The sequence below is a fragment of the Bacillus sp. OTU530 genome, from assembly GCF_038440375.1.
In genome coordinates this window covers 1-26,716 of the sequence record NZ_JASATP010000029.1, presented here as the reverse complement: position 1 = coordinate 26,716, position 26,716 = coordinate 1, and the positions used below count along the sequence as shown (strand labels likewise).

General features: G+C 41.9%; 29 protein-coding genes. 22 read left to right on the top strand and 7 right to left on the bottom strand.

The window, feature by feature from the left end; genetic code table 11:
* The first annotated feature begins 2 nt into the window (after window positions 1-2).
* The 9 genes from AAHB12_RS19560 to yunB all read left to right on the top strand — a co-directional run bounded on the left by AAHB12_RS19560 (window position 3) and on the right by yunB (window position 9,583).
* The gene (locus AAHB12_RS19560) at window positions 3-830 is read left to right on the top strand and encodes a MetQ/NlpA family ABC transporter substrate-binding protein (RefSeq protein WP_342046611.1); all 828 of its coding nucleotides are present in this window, start codon (window positions 3-5) and stop codon (window positions 828-830) included.
* Between the two features lie 643 nt (window positions 831-1,473).
* Window positions 1,474-2,256 carry a Fe-S cluster assembly ATPase SufC gene (gene sufC / locus AAHB12_RS19555; RefSeq protein ID WP_129729463.1) on the top strand — a complete coding sequence of 261 codons (783 nt, stop codon included), beginning with the start codon at window positions 1,474-1,476 and terminating at the stop codon, window positions 2,254-2,256.
* An 18-nt stretch (window positions 2,257-2,274) separates the two neighbouring features.
* Window positions 2,275-3,567: a Fe-S cluster assembly protein SufD gene (gene sufD / locus AAHB12_RS19550; RefSeq protein ID WP_129729461.1), complete on the top strand. Its 1,293-nt coding sequence runs from the start codon at window positions 2,275-2,277 to the stop codon at window positions 3,565-3,567.
* The gene (locus tag AAHB12_RS19545; RefSeq protein WP_129729459.1) at window positions 3,567-4,787 is read left to right on the top strand and encodes a cysteine desulfurase; all 1,221 of its coding nucleotides are present in this window, start codon (window positions 3,567-3,569) and stop codon (window positions 4,785-4,787) included. The genes sufD and AAHB12_RS19545 overlap by 1 nt, the downstream gene beginning before the upstream one ends.
* Complete coding sequence (sufU, locus tag AAHB12_RS19540; protein ID WP_129729457.1) at window positions 4,777-5,211, top strand: Fe-S cluster assembly sulfur transfer protein SufU; 435 nt, start codon at window positions 4,777-4,779, stop codon at window positions 5,209-5,211. Before AAHB12_RS19545 ends, sufU begins: the two co-directional genes overlap by 11 nt.
* A gap of 30 nt (window positions 5,212-5,241) precedes the next feature.
* Complete coding sequence (gene sufB / locus AAHB12_RS19535; protein ID WP_129729455.1) at window positions 5,242-6,639, top strand: Fe-S cluster assembly protein SufB; 1,398 nt, start codon at window positions 5,242-5,244, stop codon at window positions 6,637-6,639.
* A 332-nt stretch (window positions 6,640-6,971) separates the two neighbouring features.
* Window positions 6,972-8,399: a bifunctional metallophosphatase/5'-nucleotidase gene (locus AAHB12_RS19530; protein ID WP_342046609.1), complete on the top strand. Its 1,428-nt coding sequence runs from the start codon at window positions 6,972-6,974 to the stop codon at window positions 8,397-8,399.
* Between the two features lie 50 nt (window positions 8,400-8,449).
* Window positions 8,450-8,752 (top strand): YunC family protein, encoded by a 303-nt coding sequence (locus AAHB12_RS19525; protein ID WP_342046607.1) that lies wholly within the window; start codon window positions 8,450-8,452, stop codon window positions 8,750-8,752.
* A 54-nt stretch (window positions 8,753-8,806) separates the two neighbouring features.
* Entirely contained in the window at window positions 8,807-9,583 is a 777-nt protein-coding gene (gene yunB / locus AAHB12_RS19520) for a sporulation protein YunB (protein ID WP_342046606.1), read from the top strand.
* Window positions 9,584-9,672: 89 nt separating this feature from the next.
* On the opposite strand, the gene AAHB12_RS19515 is transcribed toward yunB, so the two are convergent.
* A complete protein-coding gene (locus AAHB12_RS19515) occupies window positions 9,673-10,647 on the bottom strand; it encodes a M23 family metallopeptidase (protein ID WP_446715589.1) in 975 nt (324 codons plus the stop codon).
* Window positions 10,648-10,837: 190 nt separating this feature from the next.
* Between AAHB12_RS19515 and lipA the strand changes: the two genes are divergently transcribed.
* On the top strand, window positions 10,838-11,734 hold the full coding sequence (gene lipA / locus AAHB12_RS19510) for a lipoyl synthase (RefSeq protein WP_342046603.1): 897 nt from the start codon (window positions 10,838-10,840) through the stop codon (window positions 11,732-11,734).
* Between the two features lie 51 nt (window positions 11,735-11,785).
* Here the strand turns inward: lipA and AAHB12_RS19505 are convergent, their stop codons facing one another.
* Window positions 11,786-12,412 (bottom strand): YhcN/YlaJ family sporulation lipoprotein, encoded by a 627-nt coding sequence (locus tag AAHB12_RS19505; protein ID WP_129729443.1) that lies wholly within the window; start codon window positions 12,410-12,412, stop codon window positions 11,786-11,788.
* A 120-nt stretch (window positions 12,413-12,532) separates the two neighbouring features.
* Here AAHB12_RS19505 and AAHB12_RS19500 point away from each other — a divergent pair, with 120 nt between their 5' ends.
* Window positions 12,533-12,835 carry a YutD family protein gene (locus tag AAHB12_RS19500; RefSeq protein ID WP_129729441.1) on the top strand — a complete coding sequence of 101 codons (303 nt, stop codon included), beginning with the start codon at window positions 12,533-12,535 and terminating at the stop codon, window positions 12,833-12,835.
* Between the two features lie 311 nt (window positions 12,836-13,146).
* Here AAHB12_RS19500 and AAHB12_RS19495 read toward each other — a convergent pair whose 3' ends face one another.
* Window positions 13,147-13,416, bottom strand: a complete 270-nt coding sequence (locus tag AAHB12_RS19495; protein WP_129729439.1) for a DUF3055 domain-containing protein — start codon at window positions 13,414-13,416, stop codon at window positions 13,147-13,149.
* A gap of 382 nt (window positions 13,417-13,798) precedes the next feature.
* Here AAHB12_RS19495 and AAHB12_RS19490 point away from each other — a divergent pair, with 382 nt between their 5' ends.
* The 3 genes from AAHB12_RS19490 (at window position 13,799) to AAHB12_RS19480 (ending at window position 16,081) form a co-directional block, all read left to right on the top strand.
* The gene (locus tag AAHB12_RS19490; RefSeq protein ID WP_129729437.1) at window positions 13,799-14,239 is read left to right on the top strand and encodes a DUF86 domain-containing protein; all 441 of its coding nucleotides are present in this window, start codon (window positions 13,799-13,801) and stop codon (window positions 14,237-14,239) included.
* A 173-nt stretch (window positions 14,240-14,412) separates the two neighbouring features.
* Complete coding sequence (locus tag AAHB12_RS19485) at window positions 14,413-15,183, top strand: TIGR01457 family HAD-type hydrolase (protein ID WP_342046602.1); 771 nt, start codon at window positions 14,413-14,415, stop codon at window positions 15,181-15,183.
* A 118-nt stretch (window positions 15,184-15,301) separates the two neighbouring features.
* The gene (locus AAHB12_RS19480; protein WP_342046601.1) at window positions 15,302-16,081 is read left to right on the top strand and encodes a Cof-type HAD-IIB family hydrolase; all 780 of its coding nucleotides are present in this window, start codon (window positions 15,302-15,304) and stop codon (window positions 16,079-16,081) included.
* Between the two features lie 268 nt (window positions 16,082-16,349).
* Here AAHB12_RS19480 and AAHB12_RS19475 read toward each other — a convergent pair whose 3' ends face one another.
* Entirely contained in the window at window positions 16,350-16,841 is a 492-nt protein-coding gene (locus tag AAHB12_RS19475; RefSeq protein ID WP_342046648.1) for a phosphatidylglycerophosphatase A family protein, read from the bottom strand.
* Window positions 16,842-16,974: 133 nt separating this feature from the next.
* Here AAHB12_RS19475 and yutH point away from each other — a divergent pair, with 133 nt between their 5' ends.
* Complete coding sequence (yutH, locus tag AAHB12_RS19470; protein WP_342046600.1) at window positions 16,975-17,985, top strand: spore coat putative kinase YutH; 1,011 nt, start codon at window positions 16,975-16,977, stop codon at window positions 17,983-17,985.
* A 497-nt stretch (window positions 17,986-18,482) separates the two neighbouring features.
* Here the strand turns inward: yutH and AAHB12_RS19465 are convergent, their stop codons facing one another.
* Window positions 18,483-18,719: a NifU family protein gene (locus tag AAHB12_RS19465; RefSeq protein WP_129729427.1), complete on the bottom strand. Its 237-nt coding sequence runs from the start codon at window positions 18,717-18,719 to the stop codon at window positions 18,483-18,485.
* Window positions 18,720-18,869: 150 nt separating this feature from the next.
* On the opposite strand from AAHB12_RS19465, the gene AAHB12_RS19460 reads away from it, so the two are divergent.
* The gene (locus tag AAHB12_RS19460; RefSeq protein ID WP_129729425.1) at window positions 18,870-19,172 is read left to right on the top strand and encodes a YuzD family protein; all 303 of its coding nucleotides are present in this window, start codon (window positions 18,870-18,872) and stop codon (window positions 19,170-19,172) included.
* 79 nt (window positions 19,173-19,251) lie between these two features.
* Here the strand turns inward: AAHB12_RS19460 and AAHB12_RS19455 are convergent, their stop codons facing one another.
* The gene (locus tag AAHB12_RS19455) at window positions 19,252-20,319 is read right to left on the bottom strand and encodes an NAD(P)/FAD-dependent oxidoreductase (protein ID WP_129729423.1); all 1,068 of its coding nucleotides are present in this window, start codon (window positions 20,317-20,319) and stop codon (window positions 19,252-19,254) included.
* Window positions 20,320-20,518: 199 nt separating this feature from the next.
* Between AAHB12_RS19455 and AAHB12_RS19450 the strand changes: the two genes are divergently transcribed.
* The 6 genes from AAHB12_RS19450 (at window position 20,519) to AAHB12_RS19425 (ending at window position 25,212) form a co-directional block, all read left to right on the top strand.
* A complete protein-coding gene (locus tag AAHB12_RS19450; RefSeq protein WP_129729421.1) occupies window positions 20,519-20,758 on the top strand; it encodes a YuzB family protein in 240 nt (79 codons plus the stop codon).
* A 385-nt stretch (window positions 20,759-21,143) separates the two neighbouring features.
* On the top strand, window positions 21,144-21,998 hold the full coding sequence (gene dapF, locus AAHB12_RS19445) for a diaminopimelate epimerase (RefSeq protein WP_129729419.1): 855 nt from the start codon (window positions 21,144-21,146) through the stop codon (window positions 21,996-21,998).
* Window positions 21,999-22,083: 85 nt separating this feature from the next.
* A complete protein-coding gene (locus tag AAHB12_RS19440) occupies window positions 22,084-22,437 on the top strand; it encodes a HesB/IscA family protein (protein WP_129729417.1) in 354 nt (117 codons plus the stop codon).
* A gap of 1,149 nt (window positions 22,438-23,586) precedes the next feature.
* Window positions 23,587-23,814, top strand: a complete 228-nt coding sequence (locus AAHB12_RS19435; RefSeq protein WP_205650969.1) for a helix-turn-helix domain-containing protein — start codon at window positions 23,587-23,589, stop codon at window positions 23,812-23,814.
* Window positions 23,815-24,192: 378 nt separating this feature from the next.
* On the top strand, window positions 24,193-24,390 hold the full coding sequence (locus AAHB12_RS19430) for a YjcZ family sporulation protein (RefSeq protein ID WP_342046598.1): 198 nt from the start codon (window positions 24,193-24,195) through the stop codon (window positions 24,388-24,390).
* Window positions 24,391-24,837: 447 nt separating this feature from the next.
* Window positions 24,838-25,212: a hypothetical protein gene (locus AAHB12_RS19425; RefSeq protein WP_342046597.1), complete on the top strand. Its 375-nt coding sequence runs from the start codon at window positions 24,838-24,840 to the stop codon at window positions 25,210-25,212.
* Between the two features lie 93 nt (window positions 25,213-25,305).
* On the opposite strand, the gene AAHB12_RS19420 is transcribed toward AAHB12_RS19425, so the two are convergent.
* Window positions 25,306-26,559 carry an MFS transporter gene (locus AAHB12_RS19420; protein ID WP_342046596.1) on the bottom strand — a complete coding sequence of 418 codons (1,254 nt, stop codon included), beginning with the start codon at window positions 26,557-26,559 and terminating at the stop codon, window positions 25,306-25,308.
* Window positions 26,560-26,716: the final 157 nt, after the last annotated feature.

Sequence of the window (26,716 nt, the reverse complement as noted above, 5' to 3'; positions counted from 1 at the left end):
AAATGAAAAAACTGCTTAGTCTCATTGTAGCTGTTTTTGTTCTTGCTTTAGCGGCTTGCGGCGGAACAGACACTACAAAGGAAAAAACAGCTGATGGAAAAACAAAAATAATTGTCGGTGCATCCGCTGTTCCACATGCTGAAATTTTAGAAGCAGCAAAGCCATTGCTTGCAAAAAAAGGAATTGATCTTGAAGTTAAGGTGTTTCAAGACTATGTTTTACCAAACGTTGCATTAAAGGAAAAAGAAATTGATGCAAACTATTTCCAAACTCCAGGGTATTTAGACTTAGAGATGGAGAAAAAAGGTTATGACTTTGTGAGCATTGGTGAAGTTCATAAGGAGCCGATTGGAATTTATTCTAAAAAGTACAAAAGCTTAGCGGACCTTCCAGAAGGCGCAAAAATTATTATGAGCAACTCGTTCAGTGACCATGGACGTATTCTTCCGATTTTTGAAAAAGCTGGGTTAATCAAGCTTAAAGCGGGCGTTGGTGCGAATGCACGTGTGGAAGATATCGTAGAAAATCCAAAGAAACTAGACTTTTCAACATTGATTGAGGCGAAACTTCTCGCTACTTCCTTTAAAAATGGGGAAGGAGATGCTGTGGTAATTAACACAAACTATGCGCTTGAGGGGAAAGTAGATATTAAAAAATACGGCATTGCGTTTGAAGGAAGTGATGTTGTTCCTTCTAACTTAGTAGTTGTCCGCAAGGGTGATGAAAAGCGTAAAGAACTGCAAACATTGGTAGAAGTACTGCAGTCTAAAGAAATTCAAGATTTCATTCAAGAAAAATATCAAGGTGCTGTTATCCCTGCAAGTAAATAAACCATTTGAAGTCCGGTAGGTTTTGAAGGCTTCAAGGCTGAAAAGAACCCCTGTGATTCCCGCAGGGGTTCTTTTGATTCCACTGTAGGAAAGTATAAATTTCCAGCTAGAAGCCATTTTAACGCAGTCGGAAATTTTAGGAATGCAGTGCAAGGGCAACTCCCTGTCCTCGCTTAACGGCTTGCTAGTCGGAGACCATATGTAGTACTTCAGATTAAAAGTGAAAGTTAGGCGCTTTAGCAGGGCCTTCATGCTGCTGCGGGAGCTCTATAACATATTTCCTAATTCAAGTGCATATAGAGCCCTGTTTTTTTGCAGGCAATTTAGACAAGCACATTATTTTTTTTGAGGATAGTGTAGTATAATGGTGCTCGAGTTCATTTTACACTTTAAGAAAGTATAGTTGCGCGGAGAGTTCAAAAAATACATACAGTGCATTTGAAGGAAGCGTAAAACACAAAAAAATACAAATGATAAAATGGTACAAAGCAGTTGGGTATTTAATGGTTAGAAAATTCCGAAAATTTTCTAACTGTTTGATATATAATTTTAATTGATATAAAATAAGAATGAGAATAAAATGAGAATGTGAAAGTTCTATAACAATTTTTCTTCTATATAGAAATAAACTGGAGGTATTGTGATGGCTGGTTCAACTTTAACAATTAAGGATCTGCATGTATCCATCGATGAAAAAGAAATCTTAAAAGGCGTAAACATTGAAGTAAAAGGCGGAGAAATCCATGCAATCATGGGTCCGAACGGAACGGGTAAATCAACGTTATCTTCTGCAATTATGGGTCATCCGAAATATGAAGTAACAAGCGGAAGCATTACGCTTGATGCTGAAGATGTATTAGAAATGGAAGTTGACGAGAGAGCTCGCGCAGGTCTATTTTTGGCAATGCAATATCCAAGCGAAATTAACGGCGTAACAAACGCAGACTTCCTTCGCTCTGCAATGAATGCACGTCGTGAAGAGGGCGATGAAATTTCTCTAATGAAATTCATCCGTACATTGGACAAAAACATGGACTTCTTGGAAATGGATTCCGCAATGGCACAGCGTTATTTAAACGAAGGCTTTTCTGGGGGCGAAAAGAAGCGTAACGAAATTCTTCAATTAATGATGCTTCAGCCGAAGTTTGCTATCTTAGATGAAATCGATTCTGGATTAGATATCGATGCGTTAAAGGTTGTTTCTAAAGGAATCAACGAAATGCGTGGTGAAGACTTTGGCTGCTTAATTATCACGCACTATCAGCGTCTTCTTAACTACATCACGCCTGATTTTGTACACGTTATGATGAACGGTCGCGTTGTAAAATCTGGTGGTCCAGAATTGGCACAACGTCTAGAAGCAGAAGGATATGACTGGATTAAAAAGGAACTCGGCATCGAAGACGAAGCAGAGCAAGAAGCGTAAGCGGATAGGAGGATAATCATGACAATCGGTACACTACCATTCGATCAAGACTATGTTCGTCAATTAGCAAGCGGAGAGCCTGCATGGTTGACGGAGCTTCGCTTACAAGCCCTTGCTAAAGCAGATGCACTTCCAATGCCGAAGCCGGATAAAACGAAAATCGGCAAGTGGGATTTCATCGGTACGGGACGTACGGCAAAGCAAGAGGCTGTAAGTTCTCTTGAAGAGCTTCCAGAGGATGTAAAAAAGCTTTTCAACACAGAAGAAGAGAAAAACGTACTTGTACAGCGCAGCGGCACACCAGCTCTCGTTGTATTATCTGAAGAAGCAAAGGCAAAAGGCGTTATCTTCACAGATATCGTAACGGCAGCTCGTGAGCACAGTGATTTAGTGCAAAAGTATTTGATGACAAAGGGTGTTAAGATCGATGAGCATCGCTTAACAGCTCTTCATGCAGCGTTAATTAACGGCGGCGCGTTTGTATATGTTCCGAAGAACGTTGTACTTGAAACTCCGCTTCAAGCTGTATTTGTTGTAGATAGTGAAGAAGCTAACGTATATAACCACGTTCTTGTTGTGGCGGATGAAAACAGCTCTGTAACATATGTGGAAAACTACGTAGCGAATGAAAATACAACAGGTGTTGCAAATATCATCGCTGAAGTAATTGCTGAGCAAGGGGCACTAGTGAAATTTGGTGCGGTTGATCTTCTTTCTAAAGGGATCACGACTTATGTAAACCGCCGTGGTACAGTTGGCCGTGATGCTCGTTTAGAGTGGGCGCTTGGCTTAATGAACGATGGCAATACGATTTCTGAGAATATTACAAACCTGATGGGTGATGGCTCTGTTGGTGATACAAAAACAGTAACAGTCGGCCGCGGTGAGCAAATCCAAAACTTCACAACAAGCGTTGTGCATTTTGGTAAAAACTCTGCAGGTAATATCTTAAAGCACGGTGTACAGAAGGATGCAGCAACATCTGTTTTTAATGGTATTGGCAAAATCGAGCATGGTGCTTCCAAATCGGATGCGCAGCAGACATCTCGTGTGCTGATGCTGAGCGAAAAAGCGCGCGGTGACGCAAATCCAATCTTGTTAATTGATGAAGATGATGTAATGGCAGGACACGCAGCTTCTGTAGGACGCGTAGATCCGTTGCAGCTCTATTATCTAATGAGCCGCGGTATTCCTAAGAAAGAGGCTGAACGCCTAGTAATCCATGGCTTCTTGGGACCAGTTGTGAACGAGCTTCCAATTGAAGGAGTAAAAGCACAGCTTGTTGAGGTCATTGAAAGGAAAGTTCGCTAATGGATATTGGAGCAATACGCCAACAGTTTCCCATTCTTCATCAGCAGGTGAACGGTAAACAGCTTGTGTATTTGGATAATGCTGCAACTTCACAAAAGCCGCTTTCTGTTATTGAGGCGCTGGATCATTACTATAAAGAGTATAATTCCAACGTACATCGCGGTGTTCATACACTTGGTACGAAAGCAACTGATGCGTACGAAGGAGCGCGTGAGAAGGTTCGGAAGTTTATTAATGCCCGTTCCATGCAAGAAATTGTATTTACACGCGGAACGACAACAGCGTTAAATATGATTGCTAGCAGCTACGGTATGGAGCATGTTGGTGCTGGTGATGAAATCGTGATAACGTATATGGAGCACCACGCGAATATTATTCCATGGCAGCAGGTAGCAAAGAAAAAAGGGGCAACATTAAAATACATCCCTCTTCAAGAGGATGGTACGATTTCTCTTGAGGATGTGGAAAAAACAGTTACATCGAATACGAAGATCGTATCTGTTATGTATGTTTCCAATGTGCTTGGCACGATTAACCCAGTCAAGGAAATCGCTGAAATCGCGCATCGCAATGGTGCGATTATGGTGGTAGACGGAGCGCAAAGCACACCGCATATGAAGATCGATGTACAGGATTTAGACTGTGACTTCTATGTATTATCGAGCCATAAGATGTGCGGTCCGACTGGCGTAGGCGTATTATACGGCAAAAAGCAGATTTTGGAGAATATGGAGCCGGCAGAGTTTGGCGGCGAAATGATTGATTTTGTAGATTTATACGAATCAACATGGAAGGAGCTTCCATGGAAGCACGAAGCAGGTACACCAATTATCGGTGGTGCTATCGGACTTGGTGCGGCGATCGACTTTCTGGAAGATCTTGGTCTTGAAAACATTGAAGCCCATGAACACAAATTGGTACAGTACGCAATGGAACGCTTATCAGAAGTGGATGGCTTGACGATTTACGGGCCAAAGCATCGTGCTGGTTTAGTAACATTTAATATCGACGATGTGCATCCGCATGATGTTGCGACTGTACTAGATGTAGAAGGAATTGCGGTTCGCGCGGGACATCATTGCGCTCAGCCGCTTATGAGATGGCTGAAGGTGTCAGCAACAGCACGAGCAAGCTTTTATCTATACAATACAGAAGAAGAAGTGGACGCATTTGTTGAAGGGCTAATTAAGACGAAGGAGTATTTCACAAATGTCTTCTAATAATCTCGATGCATTATACCGACAAGTGATTATGGATCACTATAAAAAACCTCGCAACCGTGGTGTTTTAGGTGATGACAGTGTAACCGTAGATTTAAATAACCCAACCTGCGGCGACCGCATTCAGCTGACAATGAAGGTTGAGGACGGCATTGTACAGGATGCGAAATTTGAAGGAGAAGGATGTTCTATCTCCATGTCATCTGCATCAATGATGACGCAGGCAGTAAAGGGGAAAAAAGTGGAAGACGCATTGAAGCTGTCTGAAATTTTTTCCAACATGATGCAAGGAAAAGAATATGATGATAGTGTAGACTTAGGAGATATCGAAGCGCTTCAGGGCGTTTCGAAATTCCCGGCACGCATTAAGTGTGCCACTCTCGCATGGAAGGCGATGGAGAAGGGACTGCACGATCAGAATTAATGCTCTCGGGATATTAAGGAGGGAAATAAAATGGCGAAGCAAATGCCGGATATCGGCGATTATAAATATGGATTTAAAGATAAAGACGTATCAATTTTCCGTTCTAAGCGCGGATTAACAAAAGAAATCGTAGAAGAAATCTCCCGCATGAAGGGTGAGCCACAGTGGATGCTTGACTTCCGTTTGAAGTCACTGGAGCATTTCTACAACATGCCAATGCCGCAATGGGGCGGAGACTTAAATGACTTAAACTTCGATGAAATCACGTATTACGTAAAGCCATCTGAGAAGTCCGAAAAGTCTTGGGATGAAGTACCTGATGAAATTAAAGCAACATTTGATAAACTGGGTATTCCGGAAGCAGAGCAAAAATACCTTGCGGGTGTATCCGCTCAGTATGAATCTGAGGTTGTATATCACAACATGAAGGAAGACCTTGAAGCGCTTGGAATCGTATTTAAAGATACAGACAGCGCTCTTAAAGAGAATGAGGATATTTTCCGTGAGCATTTCGGAAAGGTAGTTCCTCCAACTGATAACAAATTCTCAGCATTAAACTCTGCAGTTTGGTCTGGAGGCTCTTTCATCTACGTTCCAAAAGGAGTTAAGGTTGATACACCTTTGCAAGCGTATTTCCGTATTAACTCTGAAAACATGGGACAGTTTGAGCGTACATTAATTGTTGTTGATGAGGATGCGCACGTTCACTATGTAGAAGGTTGTACAGCTCCTGTTTATACAACAAACTCACTGCATAGTGCCGTTGTAGAAATTATCGTGAAAAAGGGCGGCTACTGCCGTTATACAACGATTCAAAACTGGGCAAACAACGTCTACAATCTTGTAACGAAGCGGACAGTTTGTGAAGCGAATGCGACAATGGAATGGATTGACGGTAATATCGGGTCTAAGCTGACAATGAAATACCCTGCGGTTATCCTAAAAGGAGAAGGTGCACGTGGCTTGACGCTTTCTATCGCAATTGCTGGTAAAGGTCAGCATCAGGATGCAGGTGCGAAAATGATTCACTTAGCGCCAAACACATCCTCCACAATTGTGTCTAAGTCTATTTCAAAGCACGGTGGAAAAGTGACATATCGTGGTATTGTTCACTTTGGTCGTAAAGCGGAAGGTTCCCGTTCAAACATCGAGTGTGATACGCTCATTATGGATAACCAATCCACATCCGATACAATCCCATACAATGAGATTTTGAACGACAATATCTCACTTGAGCATGAAGCGAAGGTATCAAAGGTATCTGAAGAGCAATTATTCTATCTCATGAGCCGTGGTATTTCTGAGCAGGAAGCAACAGAAATGATTGTTATGGGCTTCATCGAGCCATTCACACGTGAGCTTCCAATGGAATATGCAGTTGAAATGAACCGTCTCATTAAGTTCGAGATGGAAGGTTCTATCGGTTAAGACTCTTATTGCCTTAACGGATTAGATGTTATAGTGAAACAAATCAAACAGGCTTTAGGGAACGTTCCTAAAGCCTGTTTGATTTGAATATAAAGCAGCTTATCGGATATATCTCCTTTAGCCGATAAACCGGATTATGTCCGCTTTTCTAAGAAAAAATCTCTTTTAGAAACCTGCTCTTTTTATTGATTTTTCTTGTTGAAATAACATAATTTAAAGTAAGAGACTTGTACAATTGTCATTTCCTTCTATATTGTACGCAAGTAAGTTGAACACTCCCGCCTCCACACAAGTTGAGGAGGGAGTCTTCTGAGCTAAAAACGATAAAGAAGATGGGCAAACGGAGAGAGGAGTGTTGTTTTCTGAAACCAGACCAAGAAGCAGTCGTTCATTTATACCATACCAATGATTTACATAGTCATTTTGAAGAATGGAGTTCTATTTCCCGGTTTGTCCGGCAGGAGAAACAAAGGCATAAGCAGCAGGGAGAAGCTGCTTTTATATTAGACATTGGTGATCATATCGATAGATTCCATGTGATTTCTGAAGCAACGGGCGGCAAGGGGAATGTAAAGCTATTGAACGAGGCAGGGTACGATTATGTAACCATCGGAAATAATGAAGGCATTACGCTCTCTAAAAAGCAATTAGCTGAGCTGTATGAAGAAGCAAAGTTTCAAGTGCTGCTTGCAAATTTATTTGAAGAGAACGGAAGTCGTCCGAGCTGGACGAAGCTGTATGATCTGTACACATTGCCAAACGGAGCTGTCATTGCATTTTTTGGCCTTACAGTTGCATATGAGGCGTTCTATTCGCAGCTTGGCTGGAAAGTTAGTGACCCATATGAGGCGTTAGAGGAGGTATTGGCGGAGATTCGGCATCAGGCAGATGCGGTTATTCTTTTATCTCATCTTGGGCGCAATGAGGATGAATACATCGCTGAGCATTATGATATTGATGTTATTCTTGGTGCGCATACGCATCACTTGTTTGAAACCGGACTGCTTGTGAACGACACCCTTCTTTGCTGTACGGGGAAATGGGGACAGTACGTGGGGCATGTCAAGCTGCAATTTACAAAGAAGAAGCTTATAAGCAAGCAGGCACGTGTGATCCCCTCTAAGCTTCTTGGCGGATATACTGATGCTGGGATGGATCAGAGCATGCGGATGCTGCAGGAAGAAAGTGAACAGCTAATGAATGAGCCTGTTGTTGAATTAAAAGAAACTTTGCACGCACATTGGTATGAAGAAACAGCATTCAATAAAATGCTCGCAGATTCTTTAAAGGAGTGGTGTGATGCGGAAATTGGCATGCTGAATGCAGGAGTGCTGCTTGATTCACTTCCTCAGGGACATATTACGCGCCGGGATATTCACCGTACTTGTCCTCATCCTATTAATCCATGCCGTTTGCTTATTACAGGAAAAACATTGCGGGAGGTCATTATTAAAGCGCATAGACCACAGACTGAGCAGCTAGAAATTAAGGGTCTTGGTTTTCGCGGCAAAGTAATGGGGAAAATGATTTATTCTGGCCTCGAAGTGACTCCTGACGACATTCCGGGGAATAAGCTGTTGTTAAAAGAGGTACTGGTGAATGGACGCCCGCTTGAGCCGGAGCGGGTGTATTCAGTGGGCACGCTTGATATGTTTACATTTGGATACATTTATCCTGAGCTTGCAAATGCGACTGAGAAAAAGTATTTTCTGCCGGAGCTGCTGCGTGACGTATTACAAGACACTTTAATGAAATTGTAACATCTGCTTTCTCCTTTCATACAGATAAAAGGAGAGGAGTGTGAGAAGCAATGGTTACATTGGAGCCCATTGTCATCGACAATCATACCTTTTTGGCGGTAAGCGTGAAGCTCCCAAAAACAAATCTGCTAGCGGTGATGAGCGAGAAGGGCTATATTATGTGTGGTGCGCTTGATGTTGCTTTATTGAACGAAAAGCTGCGTGATCGCGGCATTATTGCAGGGCGTGCAGTAGGTGTACGTACGATTGAACAGCTTCTTGAGGCACCTTTAGAATCTGTCACGTATGAAGCTGAGAAACTCGGTATTACAGTCGGCATGATTGGTCGCGATGCAATACTAAAAATGATTTGACAGATATTGTCCCTTCTTTCTGCATACATATGGTTAGGAAGGAGGGGTTTTTGTATGCGCAGAATACGACGCAGCTTCAGGCTTCGCCGCGGTCCGCTCCCATTCCGGTATGTGCTGATGATTTCATTTTTCATTTTTCTCGTGCTGAGCGTTCAAGGACTATGGCTTGTAAATAAAGGTATTGAACCGACGCTGATGTCTTATGCGGAAGTAGAAACGAAGCGGCTTGCTATTGTTATTATGACAAAGGCTGTAGAGGATAGGCTGTCAGAAGGATTAAACACAGAAAAACTTGTAAAAGTGGAAAAGGATAACGATGGCAATGTATCATCTGTCGATGTTGATGCACAAATGGTAAGCTCCATCGTGACGTCTACGACAACTACTATGGAAAAATATTTGCATGCAGCGGAAAAGGGAAATGTTGAGAAGCTAGGCATTCAAGGAACGACAAAGGTCAATTTGGCAAAAAGTTTAGCTGATGAGGGCATCCTATTCACGGTACCTCTCGGACAGGTAACGAAGAACGCCATTCTCGGAAACATAGGACCTAAAATTCCTGTTAGCTTTACAACTGTTGGAAATGTAAGCGCAAAGGTAAAGGAGCAAGTTAAGCCGTATGGGATTAATAATGCGATGGTGCAGGTTGTTATGGAGGTCGAGGTGATGCTGAAGGTTATTATTCCGTTTGAGACGAAGGAAACGACGGTCAAAACGGATATTCCGCTCATGATCAAGATTATTCAGGGAGACGTTCCGAGTTACTATCATAATGGCGGAACAAATGGTGCAAGTCCGGCACTTCCTGCTATAAAGGAAAAGAATTCATAATTGATAGTAAAAAGAGGTACATGACATGTTAGATCATATACCTCTTCGTTATTTTTACACTGTAGGAAAGTATAAACCTCCAGCTTGATTTACCGGTTTTTCTTAAGCGCTTGCCGTTCCTGACGTTCCCAAAAGCTAAGCTGATAGTACGGGTCGTATGCCCATTCCATATAGCCGTTATCTTTATATGTTCCATAGTGAAGATGCGGCGGGAATTTTCCTGCTGTTCCTGGCGGTCCATAGCCAGTGTTGCCGACGAAGCCAATTACGGTACCTGGCTCGACAATTTGTCCAATCGCTATATTCTTTGCAAAGCCTCCTAGGTGAGCGTAATAATGATAGTTGTTGTTTAGATCACGAATCCCGATGCGCCAACCGCCTAGACGGTTCCAGCCCTTTAATTCTATAATGCCGTAGCATGTTGCGCGAACAGGAACGCCGTGAGCGGCAAAGATATCTGTCCCTTCATGCATGCGCCTTCCGCCGAAGCTTCGTTTATCACCAAAGGTACTGCGGTAGCTATGATTGCTTCGCACTGGTACAGGAAACGCATTTCCTTCAATTTGTAACCGGCCGTAATGATGATAAATACGGGCATACCCTAAAATAATTTCAACTGTTTTGGCGCGTTGATAATACTCCCAAAGTGCAATTTTTAAATGGTCACGATCTGTTCCGAAATGGCTGAGTGTTGTAGCCATCGTATACAATGCATCTCTGTCATTATTTGAGTCAGCGGAGCCATCTCCATTCCCATCTAATCCCATTCCTCCAAATAACCCAATTGTGTAAGGATTACTATCTCCTTGGTTTGGATTATTAGGACCGGACCACATTTCTGGTCTGAAATAAATGGAAATCACACCGTTTTGCTTTTTCGGAATATCGCGTCGTACAGATCGAACGCTGCGCTCATACTGATCGATTGCAGCGTAGTAATACCAAGGAATAAATGTTACACTTTCCATTTCCTTATATAATGCCATTCGTTTTTTGTAAATCTTCTCTTTATCATTTGCCTCTCCGTATACTTTTCCTTGAAGAAGAAGCAAACTAATGCTCATGAGAAGGAAGAGTTTTTTATACACGGGTATAAGCTCCTTTCCAGCCGTTACTCTTTATAGTTTGGGATATACACGATATTTCATAATGGGAAATTAATGGTAATGGCACACAATGTTTGAGCATTTTGCAAAATTCCTTTAAAATAGATATGTTACTGTGAAGTATGCGGAAAAAAGTGGAGTGATGATTATGACAAATAAACCGGAACATGTGCGTAAGCCAGAGTGGTTAAAAATTAAATTAAACACAAACGAAAACTATACGAGCCTAAAGAAAATGATGCGCTCGGAAAACCTGCATACGGTTTGTGAAGAGGCAAAATGCCCGAATATTCATGAATGTTGGGCGGTAAGAAGAACGGCAACCTTTATGATTCTTGGGGCTATTTGTACACGTGCGTGCCGTTTCTGCGCGGTCAAAACAGGTTTACCAACAGAATTAGATCTTCAGGAGCCGGAGCGTGTAGCAGACTCTGTCTTCCAAATGAACTTGAAGCACGTTGTAATTACAGCAGTTGCCCGCGATGATTTGAAGGATGGGGGAGCGGCAGTCTTTGCGGAAACAGTTCGCGCAGTACGCCGTAAAAATCCATTCACATCTATTGAAGTATTGCCTTCTGATATGGGTGGTGTGGAGGAAAATCTAAGAATGCTAATGGATGCGCGTCCTGATATTCTCAACCATAACATTGAGACAGTACGTCGCTTATCTGATCGTGTTCGTGCACGTGCAAAATATGATCGCTCTCTTGAATTTTTACGCCGTGCAAAGGAAATGCAGCCAGATATTCCAACGAAATCAAGCATTATGATTGGGCTTGGAGAAACGAAGGAAGAAATTGTGGAGGCATTGGACGATTTACGTGCTAACAATGTTAATATTGTTACTCTTGGACAATACCTGCAGCCAACTAAGAAGCATTTACCAGTTGTAAAATATTGGTCTCCAGCCGAATTTGCAGAACTTAAGGAAATTGCACTATCGAAAGGCTTCAGCCATTGTGAGGCGGGTCCGCTTGTCCGCTCGTCTTATCATGCTGATGAGCAAGTAAAATCTGCACAGGAGCATAATGCACAAGCGAACTAAAGCGAGCCTTTCTCCGAGGAAAACAAGCAGCTGAACATTCAGCTGCTTGTACTATTTCACCGTATTTTGCATCGAATCATCACGTTGATTGTTCAAATGCGGGTTGGTGCTCATTTCCCGCTTTAACATGTCAATTGTGTGAGAGAATTCGGTGTTGTTCATTTTTCCAGATTTTAAGCCCTCCATTTGTGTCATTAGCTTCTGCTCTGTGGAGGTATATACATGATAGTAGCGCGGTACGACAGAGAGAGCGGTTTTGCGGACCTGATCTTGAACGAGCTTTGGATTGGTTGTGTTAGCCCGATAGACAACAAATACTTCATCGTCCGTCACCATCGTTGCTGCATCTGTTACGTCCGGCATCTTAATTTCTAGATCGGTAATAATATTGGCAAGTCTTTCTCTGTCAATATAGGCAACCTGATTGCGGTTACGGTCTGCACTGTCATTTTTTTGTCTGCGTGAATACCCCATATTTGTTGTGGCATATCGCATCTCGCCCGTATTGGAGTCATGTCTGTACATGCTATTTGTATTTCCCTCATTGGATAGAAGGACACGCCCGCCCTCTTCCTGCTGAAGCGCATCACCCCCTTTTCCCACTTCAGCTGTATCCCTGGCCTGACAGGCTGTTAAGAGGGAAAGGGCGGCAACGGTTGTTAGCAATAGTCTCTTCATTACTTTCACCTCCTTAGACTTATCATTTGTCAGTAATGCCTTTTTCAGATTAGAAATTGTTGGTTGTCACTCTTTATGATAGGATTAGGATAATCATGCGCAGAAAGGAAAGGCAAAGCGATGGAACAAAAAGAAGAAATAACGAAAACGGTCACCATCAACAACATTTCCTACGAACTGATGGACGAATATAGAGAGGGCTTTAACGAACAGGCGTTTAAAGAGCGCTATGCTGAAATTTTAAATAAATACGATTATATTGTTGGTGATTGGGGCTATAATCAGCTGAGGCTTCGCGGTTTTTTTGAAGACAGCAGCCAACGCGCAACATATGATACGAGAATCAGCACATTGTCTGAGTACTTGTATGAGTTTTGTAATTTTGGCTGTGCGTATTTCGTCTTGAAGAAAATAAAAAAGTGAAACGTACGGATTACAATCTGTACGTTTTTTTTTGAGGGGGATGAAAATAGCAAGAAGCTTGGGACATTGTCCCGTTCCACGGTCTGCTCCTGCCTTCAGGATAATTTTTGGAATAAAAGAAAAAAGCGCCTTGTATGCCTGTTAAGCTAAGAAAAGGCGCTTACACTTTTTTGTGCTGTAGGAAAGTATAGATTTCCAGCTGGAATCCCATTTGACGCATTTAGGAATTCTAGGAATGCAGTATAAGGGCAACTACGCTTCTGTCTTCGCCTAGCGGCTCGCCAATCAGCGAGTTTTCTTTAATAAAACGGTTACATAATGACTTCATATAAAAATGAACGCAGCTCTTCTGCTCCCTCTTCATCAAGATCATATGCATGTTCTAAATATCCAGGTTCGTCTAGATCATCTCGGCCGATAATGGCAAACTTGTTTCGCAAAATATCTAGAACCAATACTTTACCGTAATAACGGTCAGATATAACCAATGCTAAATCGTAACGCTCTTTTTCCCCCATAAAGCTAACAAAACGTGTTTGCGTTGTTACAGTATCATCATACAGAAAAAAACGTTCTGACATATGTTTTACCCCCTTTTTTACCGCTCTACTTTGAGCATAGCTTTGAATTTAGATTATGAAGAGCTGAATTGCAACGAGATGTTTGGTACAGAGGAGCGAGCTGCTTGTTGTCTCCAGTTTTAATACATGTACCCTCTTTTAACTATAACAGAGTGAGGAGGAAAGTTGAATTTGAAAAATATCGATTTTTCCTGTATAAAGCGCTACAATGAAAGTGAATATTTTCTAAAAGAGTGCGCTTTTTTATCACACCTTAAGGAAGTATAAATTTCCAGCTTCGATGTATTCGGAAATTTTAGGAATGAAGTGTCAGTACAACTACGCCGCTGTCTTCGCTAATCGGCAGGCTTTCATTAAAGTAAAAAGGTAAAGGGTGACAGATATGTATTTCGTAGATCGGAAAAAAATTGAACAAACACTGCAATGTTTGGAGCAGACAATGGCTGTTTTTTCTGCTAAGGAGGAGTACGTACAGCAGATCGATCAATATGCTCTAGAACGAATGGCACAGCTTATGATTGATTGTATTTTAGATGTTGGGAATGCGATCATTGATGGCTTTATTATGAGAGATCCAGGAAGTTATGAGGATATTATCGACATTTTAGTGGATGAAAAGGTCGTACAGTTGAAAGAGGGAGAGGGACTAAAGGAGATTGTCCGTCTTCGCAAGATGCTTGTACAAGATTATATAAGCGTGCAGCATGAACAAGTAATAGCAGCTTTGCAGGAACAACGTGCTGTCATTGAGGCGTATCCTTCCCATGTACGTCGTTATCTCGAGCAAGAGCTCGGTCCTGTGTCAGCGTTTACGAACCTATGAGAGGGAATCTGGAAGAAAAGTTGTATTGGGATTTTATCCTATTTACTGCGGTTATAGCAGTTTCTTGTGCATATGGCAGATTAAGCCTGCGTATACAGAATTACGTCCAAGCCGTGTAAACGCTTTTTTGATTCGGAATAAAAACGGTTCCATATGTAAAGGAGAAGGAAAAGATGAAATCATATAAAAGTTATTTGATTGATTTAGATGGAACGATGTATAAAGGGGAAGAAAAGATTGAGGAAGCAAGCGATTTTGTGAAAGCTTTGCAAGAGAAAGGGATACCATACTTATTTGTGACAAATAACTCATCGCGTAAGCCTGAGCAGGTAGCGGACAAGCTAATGAGTCTGGATATTCCAGCGGCACCGGAGCAAGTATTTACAACAAGTCAAGCAACGGCAAACTTTATTTATGAACAAAAGCCTACTGCTACGATTTACATGATTGGTGAAGAAGGATTGCATGCAGCGCTTGTAGAGAAAGGGTTTACCTTTGATGATACCAACCCGGATTTTGTCGTAATGGGTATCGACCGCGATATTACATATGAAAAGCTTGCAAAAGCATGTCTAGCCGTGCGCAACGGTGCAACCTTTATTTCGACAAATGGGGATATTGCGTTGCCGACAGAACGCGGTATGATGCCAGGAAATGGTTCTCTTACCTCTGTTGTTGCTGTGTCAACGGAGACAAAACCTATTTTTATTGGCAAGCCTGAATCCATTATTACGGAGCAAGCGCTAAAGGTGATAGGGACAACAAAGGAAGAAACAATTATGGTTGGGGACAACTATGACACTGATATTATGGCAGGTATTCAGGCTGGACTGGACACATTGCTTGTGCATACAGGGGTCACGACTGTTGAAAAACTGCGCGAGTATGAAACACAGCCAACACATGTGATCCATTCTTTGACGGAGTGGATAGATAAAATATAGTATCCCCTGCCAAAGGGGATATTCTAGATTTTGGAATCGATTTCTTATATAATAGCGAGGGAAGCAAAGTAATTTACTTACTTTTATCACAATACGATTCATAGGGGCGGGAGATACGATGAAACAACAACTAATTTTCTTTGATATAGACGGGACGCTTTTGGATCATGACAAACAATTGCCGCTCGCTACGAAGCAGGCAATTGGAGCATTAAAGGAAAAAGGACATGAGGTTGCAATTGCTACCGGACGTGCTCCTTTTATGTTTGAAGAGCTTCGCAAGGAATTAGAGATTGATACGTATGTAAGCTACAATGGACAGTATGTAGTCGCAAATAATAAGGTTCTTTATAAAAATCCGTTGTCGACCGAAACACTAGCAGCCCTTACTCGTGCTGCTGCGACAAATGACCATCCGCTAGTCTATATGGATCATGAAGATATGAAGGCAACGGTTGAGAACCATCCTTACATGGAAGAAAGCATGAGTACGTTAAAAATTGATCGTTACCCAACACATAATCCGAAATATCTTGAGGAACGTGAAATCTATCAATCTTTATTATTTTGTAAGAATGAAGATGAAGCACAATATGCAGATGCGTTTGAACAGTTTCGTTTTGTACGTTGGCATCCGCTATCAACCGATGTTTTGCCTGCGGGAGGATCTAAAGCAAGAGGGCTGCAGGCTGTGATGGATGCATTCGATTTCACGGCGGAACGAGTGTATGCTTTTGGTGATGGCTTAAATGATATTGAAATGCTGCAATTTGTGGGAAATAGTGTTGCAATGGGAAATGCGCCTGATGACGTAAAAAAGGCAGCTAAGCATGTTACAAAGGACGTTCAAGAAAATGGCATCCTGCATGGGCTTGAAATGGTAGGATTATTGAAATAAAGCCGCTAAAGAAAACTCGCCGATTGGCGAGCCCTGCCCTTGGGCGAAGACAAAGGCGTAGTTGCCCTTATACTTTGTTCCTAAAATTTCTAACTACGTCGAATTATCTTCCTGCTAGAAATTTATACTTTCTTAAAGTGTAAAAAAGAAGAAAGAGCCTTCCGTGGTAAGGGAACACACGGAAGGCTGCTATAAATACCTTACATGGAACCATGCGTTTTAGACACGCGTGGTTTTACTATAAGAGCAGATCAGCTGTTGCTGTTTTCTATTCTGCATGTGCTGCGCGGTGGGCAAGGCGGCTGGATGCTGCAGCAGCAATCGCACCGATGATGTCGTCTAAAAATGTATGCACATATCCGCTGGATTTATCATTCAACATTTTTAAAATACCTGGCTTTACTTTGTCTACATACCCGAAGTTTGTAAACCCAATAGAGCCATATACATTGACGATGGACAAAGCGACAACCTCATCAATTCCATACAAGCCTTCATCATTTTTTATAATAGTTTGCAAAGGTTCTTCTAGTAGGCCTTTCTCCGCTAGCATATCAAGCTGTATTCCGGTGACAAGCGCATTTTGTACCTCACGTTTTGATAATACGCGTTCTACGTTATAGCGGCAGTCTTCCATAGCAAGATTTGGATGGTAGTCTTTTTGCAGGAAATAAACAAGCTCTGCGATATGCTCAATCGTTACGCCGCGCTGTTGCAGAAGCTCCATTGCTTTTTCGCCAATTTGTTTTCCTTTAGTCATCATATCACCTTTTCTTTTTAATATTCTATACGTAAAGACGCTTTATTATGTGACGAGACAACACCTATGAAAAAATAGGTAAAACAATCGAACACGTTCATATACATAGAAGTAAAAACACGAGGTGAAATAGATGATACAAGAGTTGTTCGATCAATATCAAATCACCGTTAGCGAGCTTGCTTCATTCGGCCCGTACCAAAGTTTTTGGATTCGCAACAAGGTGTACATCCTCGTGCCTGTCGGCAAGTTTCAAGAAGAGGAGCTTGTTGAGATGAAAAAATTGAGTGATTATATGACAGAGCAAGGAGATTTGAGTGTGGCCTCCTTTGTTCCGACTATACACGGTTATTATGTAAGTGAAATCGCGAACCAAAACTATTGCTTGCTCAAAACTATGCGGCAGATGGACCGACAGATACCTAATCTGAGCGAAGGGAAGGAGTTGGCAGCCTTCCATGAACGCAGCAAGCTGTTTCCAGAAGAAATTATAGAATTGAATCGTATTGGTGAATGGAAAGGCCTTTGGGAAAAGCGGCTTGACCAACTCGAAAAGTTTTGGCAAGGAAAAGCCGGTACTCATCCTGCTGATCCGTTTGAGAGACTATTTATTGAATCGTTCCCATATTACTTAGGAATAACAGAAAACGCAATTCAGTACGTTGTAGATACCGAATTAGACGATGATCCAAAGCTAACTGATGCTGCTGCTATTTGCCAGCAGCGCTTCACATCGCAAACATGGCAAAAAACAAAGCGTATCAAGATCCCGGTGGAATGGGTATACGATCACCCAACCCGCGATTTGGCAGAGTGGATCCGTCACACTTACATGGAAGAGCAGGATGATGCCGAGAAACGGATTCTGCAGTTTCTCACCGATTATGAAAGCGTAAGCCCCCTCTCTTCCTTTGGATGGCGGATGCTGTTTGCCCGTCTCCTCTGTCCGTTGCAGTATTTTGAAATAGTCGAAGGATATTACTTAACCAACAAGGAGGAGGTGCGAAGTATGCACTATGAGAACCTCCAACAGATGGTCGAACGCTCCAGTGAGTTTGAGAGCTTTCTGAGCGGTTTTTATAAAATGGTACACCTTCCTATTCAAAAACTTGGTATTCGAGAAATTGACTGGCTGCAGCGTTAAACAGAGCGGACGTTTCAAACTTGTGAGATGGCCGTACTAAGGCTAGTCCCCAGTATGAAGCAGTACGTTTAAAGATGGTTCTAAAGGTGACAAAAAAGAGACCTTCTAAAAAGGTCTCTTTTCAATTTCATCTATCACAAGCATCTGCCCTAAAAAGCTGATTTTTAAGCAGCAGCTTTTTTTACACTGTAAGAAAGTATAAATTTCCAGCTAGAGGTGAATTCGACGTAGTCGGAAATTTTAGGCATACAGTATAAGGGCAACTATGCCTCTGTCTTCGCCCAAGAGCGGGGCTCGCCAATCGGCGAGTTTTCTTTAAAAGTAAAAGAAAAGAATATATAACTCTTTTCAAGGGACGAGTGTGCTTTTTGTATTACGCTTTAAGAACGCATAAATTTCCAGATAGAAGCGCATTCCATCTAGCAGGAAATTGTAAGAACAAAGTGTAAGTGCAATTACGTCTCTGTCTTCGCCTAAGGACAGGACCCGTTCTCTCTTTAGAATACTTGTTCTACTTCTACAACGCCGGGAACTTCTTCTAAAAGAGCACGCTCAATACCTGCTTTTAATGTGATAGTAGAGCTCGGGCAGCTGCCGCAAGCACCCATCAAACGTAATTTTACAATACCCTCTTCAATGTCAACCAATTCTACGTCTCCGCCATCGCGAAGCAAGAATGGACGTAATTTATCTAATACTTCCTGAACTTCTTCAAACATGTTTTCGTTTGCCATTGTTATCGACTCCTTTCTTCTCTTTTATTATAATCATTATAAAGCGAAAAATCTATTGATATCTCTTAGCTTTCCACAATGAGATCAGACAAACAGAATCTTCTCTTATAGTATATGCATTTTAAAGCTAGCATGTCAGGAGGGTGATGTATGGTAAAAATTAGCGTTTATGGGGCAAAGGTGATTTGTGCTAGCTGCGTTGGCATGCCTTCATCAATTGAGACATTTGAATGGTTGCAGGCGGCAATCAGACGTAAGTATCCAGAGCAATTGTTTCAATTTGAGTATATCGATATTTTTGAACAGCAGGACAATCCCCGTAAGCAATTGTTTGCGCAGCGTGTTGTAGACGAAGAATTATTTTACCCAGTTGTCCTTGTGAATGATTGTATTGTGGGGGAAGGAAATCCGCGCTTGAAGGATGTATATGAGGAGATTGAAAAATATTTGTAACGATGTTGACTGTCTTTCCGGTTAGAAATTTATACTTCATTTCTTAAAAGTGTAAAAAAAGAGCGAGATCCTCGCTCTTTTATCCATTATGATGTTTGTACATCCAAAGCAACCCCGATTTTAATAAACGCGGCACACGTCCGACGAGTGTTTGGTTAGCTAGTAAGCCAAATCCACGTTTTTTCCCGAGGGAGCCGAGTACCCCTTTGAGCTTGATGATAGGCATCTCCTCTGGAAGCGGCTCATTCTTCCATTTTTTTTGCAGGATGCTGACAACTTGCTCAGCCTGTGCCTCAGCTAGCTGGGCGGACGGTGCATGATTGGCGTGCGCACAATCTCCAATCACATAAGCATTCTCGAAATTTGGTATGTTATGGTACTTTGTTGTTAGAACACGTCCCATGTTATCTTTTTCGGCTGGCAGCTGTTGTACAATATGGTGTGCCTGAATGCCTGCTGTCCAGACAATTGCATCGCATGGCAGCGCTTCGTCGTGGTTATATACAATGCCTGGTTCTACCTTCGTAATGTTAGAATTACGGATAATTGTTACATCGTGATCGATAAACCAATCCTCCACATAGTAGCTTAGACGCTCAGAGAACATGGAGAGGATGCGTGAGCCGCGGTCAAATAAGTAAATTGTCAAATCTGATCGGCTTTCGCGTAATTCACTTGCAACCTCAACTCCGCTTAGGCCTGCGCCAACAATGCCAACTACTGCATTCGGTTTTAAATCGTTTAGATGCTGGTATGCTTGTCGCGCTTTTTCAATGGATTGCAGACTTAGTGTATGTTCCTGGGCACCAGGTACGTTATGATATTTGTCCTCACAGCCGAGTCCGATCACAACGTCGTCATACTGAATTTTTTCCCCGTTCTTCAGTTCTACGAAGCAATTTTCAAGATCAATATGAACAACTTCACCGTATTTCTTCTCTAAGCGAGAATGGTCTGGAAATGCCATGCGAACATGCGTATCCGAGGTTGTGCCTGCTACAAGTGCATAGTATTCTGTTTTAAAGCAATGGTATGGAACTTTGTCAATCAAAGTAATCTGAACATCGTCCGGAAGATCGTTTGGAAGAAAACGTTGTAAGACTCTCATTCCGCCGTATCCGCCACCGACAAGTACAAGGTGCTTCATGAGGGAGTCCCCCTTTACTATAGAATGGTTCTTTTGCATATAGAAATCATATTGACAAAACTTTCTTCGTATGATGCCCAACAAAAATATAACGAATTCATGAAAAAATAGCAATGAATATTAGGTAAATATAAGGAAAATAAGAATATTGACGAAAAAAATAAAAATGATTACAGTAAGGGGAGTGAGGTGAGAAGTAGTGATAAAACCGATTATTGAGTTTTGTGTCAGCAATCTGGCGAACGGTTCGCAAAAGGCGCGGGCGGTGCTGGAGAAGGATTCAAATCTAGATGTCATTGAGTACGGTTGTCTCGGCTATTGCGGTATTTGTTATGATGGCCCTTACGCTTTAGTAAACGGAGAGGTCGTAACAGGAGAGACACCGGACAAGCTCATTGAAAATATATATGAATATTTGGAAGAAAATCCAATGTTTTAAGCATGGCCTTATAGGCGATGCTTTTCCACTTTTGGATAAAATAAAGAAAACTCGCCGAATGGCAAGCCCTGCTCTTGGGCGTAGACAGAGGCGTAGTTGCACTTATACTGTATTCCTAAAATTTCTCGCTACGTCGAACTGGCATCCGGCTAAAAATTTATACGTTCTTACAGTGTAAAGAAAACTCGCCGATGGGCAAGTCCTGCTCTTAGGCGCAGCCAGAGGCGTAGTTGCCCTGATACTTTATTATTTAAGTATAAAAAAAGAAAAAACCCTATCTAATGGGCTTTTCCTTTTATAATGAGAAACGGGGGATATCTCTATTGTGTTCAAAAACATCTCATTTTATACTTAGATAAATATATTTTTTGGAGTGGAGTAAAAGATGAATCAATTTTCCTTTACGAAAATGCATGGTCTTGGTAATAATTATATTTACGTCAATCTGTTTGAAGAACAGCTAGAGGAGGCAATGCTCCCGGAACTTGCCCGTCGAGTCTCAGATGTAAACACTGGGATTGGCTCGGACGGTATGATTTTAGTTTGTCCTTCGGAGAACGCACCGGTGAAAATGCGGATTTTTAACCGTGATGGTTCTGAGGCGAGAAGCTGTGGTAACGGTTTGCGCTGCGTAGCAAAGTATGCGTACGAGCATAACTTAGTAGAGGATACAGTATTCTCGATTGATACGTTGTCCGGACCGGTGCACGCAGAAGTGACGGTTCAGGACGGAAAGGTAACGCTTGTTACAATTGATATGGGGCAACCGCGCTTGACAAGAAGCGAAATCCCGATGCTTGGAGAAGGAGAAACACCGTTTATCATCGAAGAGTTTTTATATGAAAATCGCCGTTATGAGCTGACTGCCGTTTCTATGGGGAATCCGCACGGCGTGATTTTTGTGGATCGTATTGAAGATGCACCGCTTACAACACTTGGTCCGGTATTAGAAAAGCATGAAATGTTCCCAGATAGTGTAAATGTAGAATTTGTTGAGATTGTTAATGAGAAGGAAATGAATTTTCGCGTATGGGAGCGAGGCTCTGGTATAACGCAAGCGTGTGGAACAGGAGCATGTGCTGCGGTAGTTGCGGCTGTGTTAAACGATAAAATGGAAAAAGGCGTGGAGACAATTGTTCATTTGGCAGGGGGCGATTTGTTTATCACCTGGACAGAAGATGGTACTGTCTTGATGAAGGGTCCTGCTGAAACGATTTGCACCGGCATATATTATTACTAAAGGCTACCAACATTAAGCAAGTCTCTCTGTTTGAGGAGAGAGATGTCTAAAGGGTATAATAGGGCAAGAAGGGAAGGTGTTATAGATGATTATTGTAACAGAACAAGCAGCATACCAAATTCAAGAAATGATTAAAGAGGCCGGGGAAGGCGAGCAATATGTACGCCTTGCAGTAAATGGCGGCGGCTGCAGTGGTCTTTCCTACGGTTTAGGCTTCGAGAAGGATGCGAATGAGCAGGATGAGATACTCGAGTTTCACGGTGTGAAATTCCTTATTGATAAACAAGATGCTCCGATTTTACAAGGAGTAAAAATCGATTATAAGCAATCTATGCTTGGCGGTGGATTTACGATTGATAATCCAAATGCTATCGCAACATGCGGTTGCGGTTCCTCGTTCCGTACAGCGGCAAATGCAGGAACGCCAGAGCAGTGTTAGTACTGCAAAGCTGAATAAATCACCGGCAGTAATTCAGTTTTTCCGCAGAACAAAGCATGCGTAGAGGGCAGAGAATCCTGCTGCGTCTACAGAGAGGGTCACAGTCCTAGAATCGGCCTTGATAAGTGCGTGCCTATAACGGTTCATATTGTTGACCTTCTTGACAATGAATTGCGAAATTCGTGTGTTGAGAGGGTCTAGTTTGTTTAGTACTGAATCAAAGAAAGTAATGGTTTAATAGACTTGTTAATAAGTAGAAATTTTGGATAAAACATGAAATATTGCGAATGATAGGAACGCAAATAGCAACGTTTAAATGCTTGTCAATATTGTCTAGTTTGGGTATGATATAGTTAGGGAATACATGGTCAAGTATGTCGATTAGTATGAATCATTGGAGTGAACAATAATCACGCTGCATGCACAGGTCAAGAAGCTGTTTGCCGTGATTTGGAGCTGTCTATGGGAGCTTTGTATTTTCAAAGGATTGTATAGACAACACTGAATTGCCTGTCCGGAAATCAAGGCAAGGATGTTGCATGTTTGTCTCTAAGAAGGGACAAGAAAAGAGTGGGTATTTTATCATTTTCCGACAGAAGACTTCCACTTCAAGCACGTGATGGGCGTAGCCCAGTGGTAAGTGGGGGATGAATGTCGGCTAGGCAATCGCCTAGCATGTTTGGTTAGAAGAAACAGAAGCCTGACTTCATTTGGAGTGGCACAATCTGTTCTTGCATTACCACCATTTTGCCGCAAAGGCCAGAGGATCTAGCTCCAGAATGGTGGGCGCATTGATGCAAGAACATCGCAACACGTATAGGGTGAAAAAAGAGAAGCAGCTATCACTCCTTGCAAGAGGCAAAGTCGCCTCGGTGACATTTATCCCTTACAAGAAAGTGTGAGCTCTCCCTATTTGCCCTATGAGAAGCCTGTTGAATGGCTCTGTATTTCGCTTCTTAGGAAGAGGATACGGAATCTCCCACCTTCGACCAACGGAAGTCCCCTTGTGGGAAAGGAGCGTTAACGAGTAAGTGGGGGTAGTTCAATATAAATAAAGCTTATAAAAATTCTTATAAAAGTTACTTTTGTAATCATTTTTACACACCATAGTGGTTCTTTTTGTAATATACTATACGTTGGTGATTGAAAGTGGAAAGACAGGATGAATTGTTGGTTCAAATTGGAAACACGATCAAAAGTGAGAGGCTGCGAAAAGGACTTTCCCAGGCCGAGCTTGCGGAACGAGCTGAACTTCATAAAAACTTCATTGGTATGATTGAACGGGGACAGCGTAGTACAACAATCTCTTCTCTGCGGAAAATATGTTTAGCACTAGGGATTAGCCTAACAGAGTTTTTTCATTATTTAAATGTATAATCGAAGGATACGCCAGATGCCTTCGCGTTTCTCCATTGTTTATCTGCAGCCGAATGGAGAGACGGTAAAAAAGACTGATACGCACATGCTATCAGTCTTTTTTTATTATTCTTTAGAAGTATAAATTTTCAACTAGAAGAGAGATCAATGTAGCGGGGGATTTTAGGAATAAGATGTAAGTGCGACTATGCTGCTGTTTTCGCCTAACGGCTCACCAATAGCCACGATAGTGCAGGCGGCGCGAGAAAAACATGCTCTAGGTGTAAGCCTGTTTTTGTTTTTTGCCCATCCCATGTCCCTTTCAGATGAATAGTATACATCGAGTCTATTGGTTTTAGGAAATGATTCCTAAGACTTTTAACATAAGGAGGAAGACAGATGAGTGAAAATGTCGTACAAGGTGCAAATGACAGAAACTGCGGACGTGGCCATGGCCATGGTCATAGATTTGGTTTTGGGTTTGCGATTATCGTAGTTCTATTTATTCTGTTGATTATTGTTGGTGCAAGCTGGGGCGGAGGTTATGGCAGAGGCTTTGGCGGAGGCTATGGTTACGGCTACGGTTATGGCTACTAGTAAATGATAAAAATTATATGCTTACAAGGAATCTTCTCTGGAACGGGAGGGTTCTTTTTTTCACTTTAAGAAAGTATAAATTTCTAGCTGGAAGCCAATTCGACGTAGTGAGAAATTTTAGGAACAAAGCATAAGGGCAACTACGTCTCTGTCTTCGCCCAAGTGCAGGGCTCGCCAATCGGCGAGTTTTCTTTACCACTGTAGGAAAGTATAAATTTCCAGCTTGAAGACAATTCAATGTAGTCGGAAATTTTAGGAATATAGTATATGTGTTGGAGAGCATCGCCAAGTGTTGATATAACTATTATCATGAAAGGCAGGCAAATTTTATGACAAGAATTTGTCTTTTTTTATAACTTTTGCATCACAGGGTATAAAAAGCTTGAAGTAAGAAAGGGAATTGGAAACAGCATTTCGAATATGTACAGGATGTAGAGGGGGATAGCTATGGTTCAGGAAGTTAATGCGGCTATTGCACCAACCTTGCCGCCGTGGGTTTGGATTTGCTACTACTTGTGCATTGCAATTGGTTTAGCACTCACGGTTATGCATGTACTAACAGGCAGCAATCATCCGCGGGAGAGAATGTTTAACTTGTTTAATCTCATGTTTTTATTGTCTGTTCCGATCATATTTCTCGTAAACTCCATTGGACAAAGTGGTACAGAATACGGCAATTTTTTAACGGCGCTGCAGAAGGGAGAAAACTGGGCATTATTTGTTATGGGCGGATACGTGTATATGTTTATACGTACGAGTATTATTGTGAAAGTATTATGGCGTCAACATAAACAAAAGAATGGCAGAAAACTGACGTTGTAGAAGAATGATGGAAACGAAATAATATATAACGTACAACAAAAGCATCGCGCAGCCGATGCTTTTGTTGTACGTATAACAGTTTTCCCTGTAAGTTTAATCAAACGTCCGCACAGTGGGCACACGAAGTGCAACGAATAGAACAAATAAAATAAGAGCGATGGCCCCGAGCTTCATAATTGTTAAAACGGATAGGCCAAGTGTTAAGAGAAGGGATGCCCCTGCATATGATACGGGAATCAATCCCATTGAGGATAGCATAAGCAGACTCATAACTCGTCCCATCATATCCTCCTGTACGGTTGATTGAATCACGCTCATAAGTGGAATTGCTGCCATAGCAAGTGTTATACCGAATATGGATGCTGCAAGCAGCGCCTGCCAGAGCGTTTCAGTGTAATTGAGCAGAAAGAAGGAAACACCTGATAAAAAGAGCATGATGATACAAAACCAGCCGCGATGTTTTCTAATGTTTAACACAGCAACAAGAATAGCGCCCACTGCCATGCCGCCCCCGGCAGAACCCTCTAAATAGCTAAAGTGCAGGGAGTCGCCGTGCAGAACGGTTTTCACGAAAATTGGGAAGCCGATTTGCATAGGTCCAATTAGAAAGAAATTTAAGAAGGCGCTGCAAATCAACAGAGTTGTCAGAAAAGGGGACTGTTTTACATACAAAATCCCTTCTTTAATCGAAGTAAGCATATCTTTATTGTGCTGCTGCTCTTCTTTTTGTGCCTCCATCTGAATATATTGTACAAGAATAGCTGAGATGATGAGCATGACGATCGTAATGATGAAAATTGTTTCGTAGTCGCCGACTTTAATAATTACACCAGCCAGCATTGGACCGAGAATAAGTGACGACTGGTTTGTCATTTGTGTAATAGAGTTAGCTTGCGTGAGCTTGTCCTTTTTTACTAGCTCTGGCAAGATAGAACCGTCTGCAGACCAAAAAAACGCATCAGCCAAGCCGAAAAACAAGGCAAACAACATGAATGTATATAAGGTGATATGGCCGAAAAGCAGCCAAACAAGGATAGACCCTACAAGAATGGCCCGAATGAGATTGGAAAAAAACATGATGTTTTTCTTTGGAAACTTGTCAGCGACCGCACCACCGACAATCATAAAGATGAGACGCGGTACACTTGAGGCAAGGAAGACCAGGCCAAGAGATGCTTCTAAATCAAGCGTTTTAACGATATACCACGTTTGTGAAAACATAAAAAAGGCAAGCGCAAAGCTGGAAAATAGCGTGGCTGCCCACAAATACAAGAAATTGGAATTCCGAAATAGTGAAGCACTAAGCAGTGGAACAGAAAGCTTTTGATTTTGCTGTAATTCTTCCATAGTTATTTCCTCGCTTTTAAAAGGTGAAGTGTTCTATATAGATTCCATTGTAGACAGAAAAATAAATGTTTTACAATGTATTTTGAAAAATATAAGAGTTTGTCCTATTTTCATATAAAAAGGCCTGAAGTACATCATGTACAACAGGCCTTTTTTT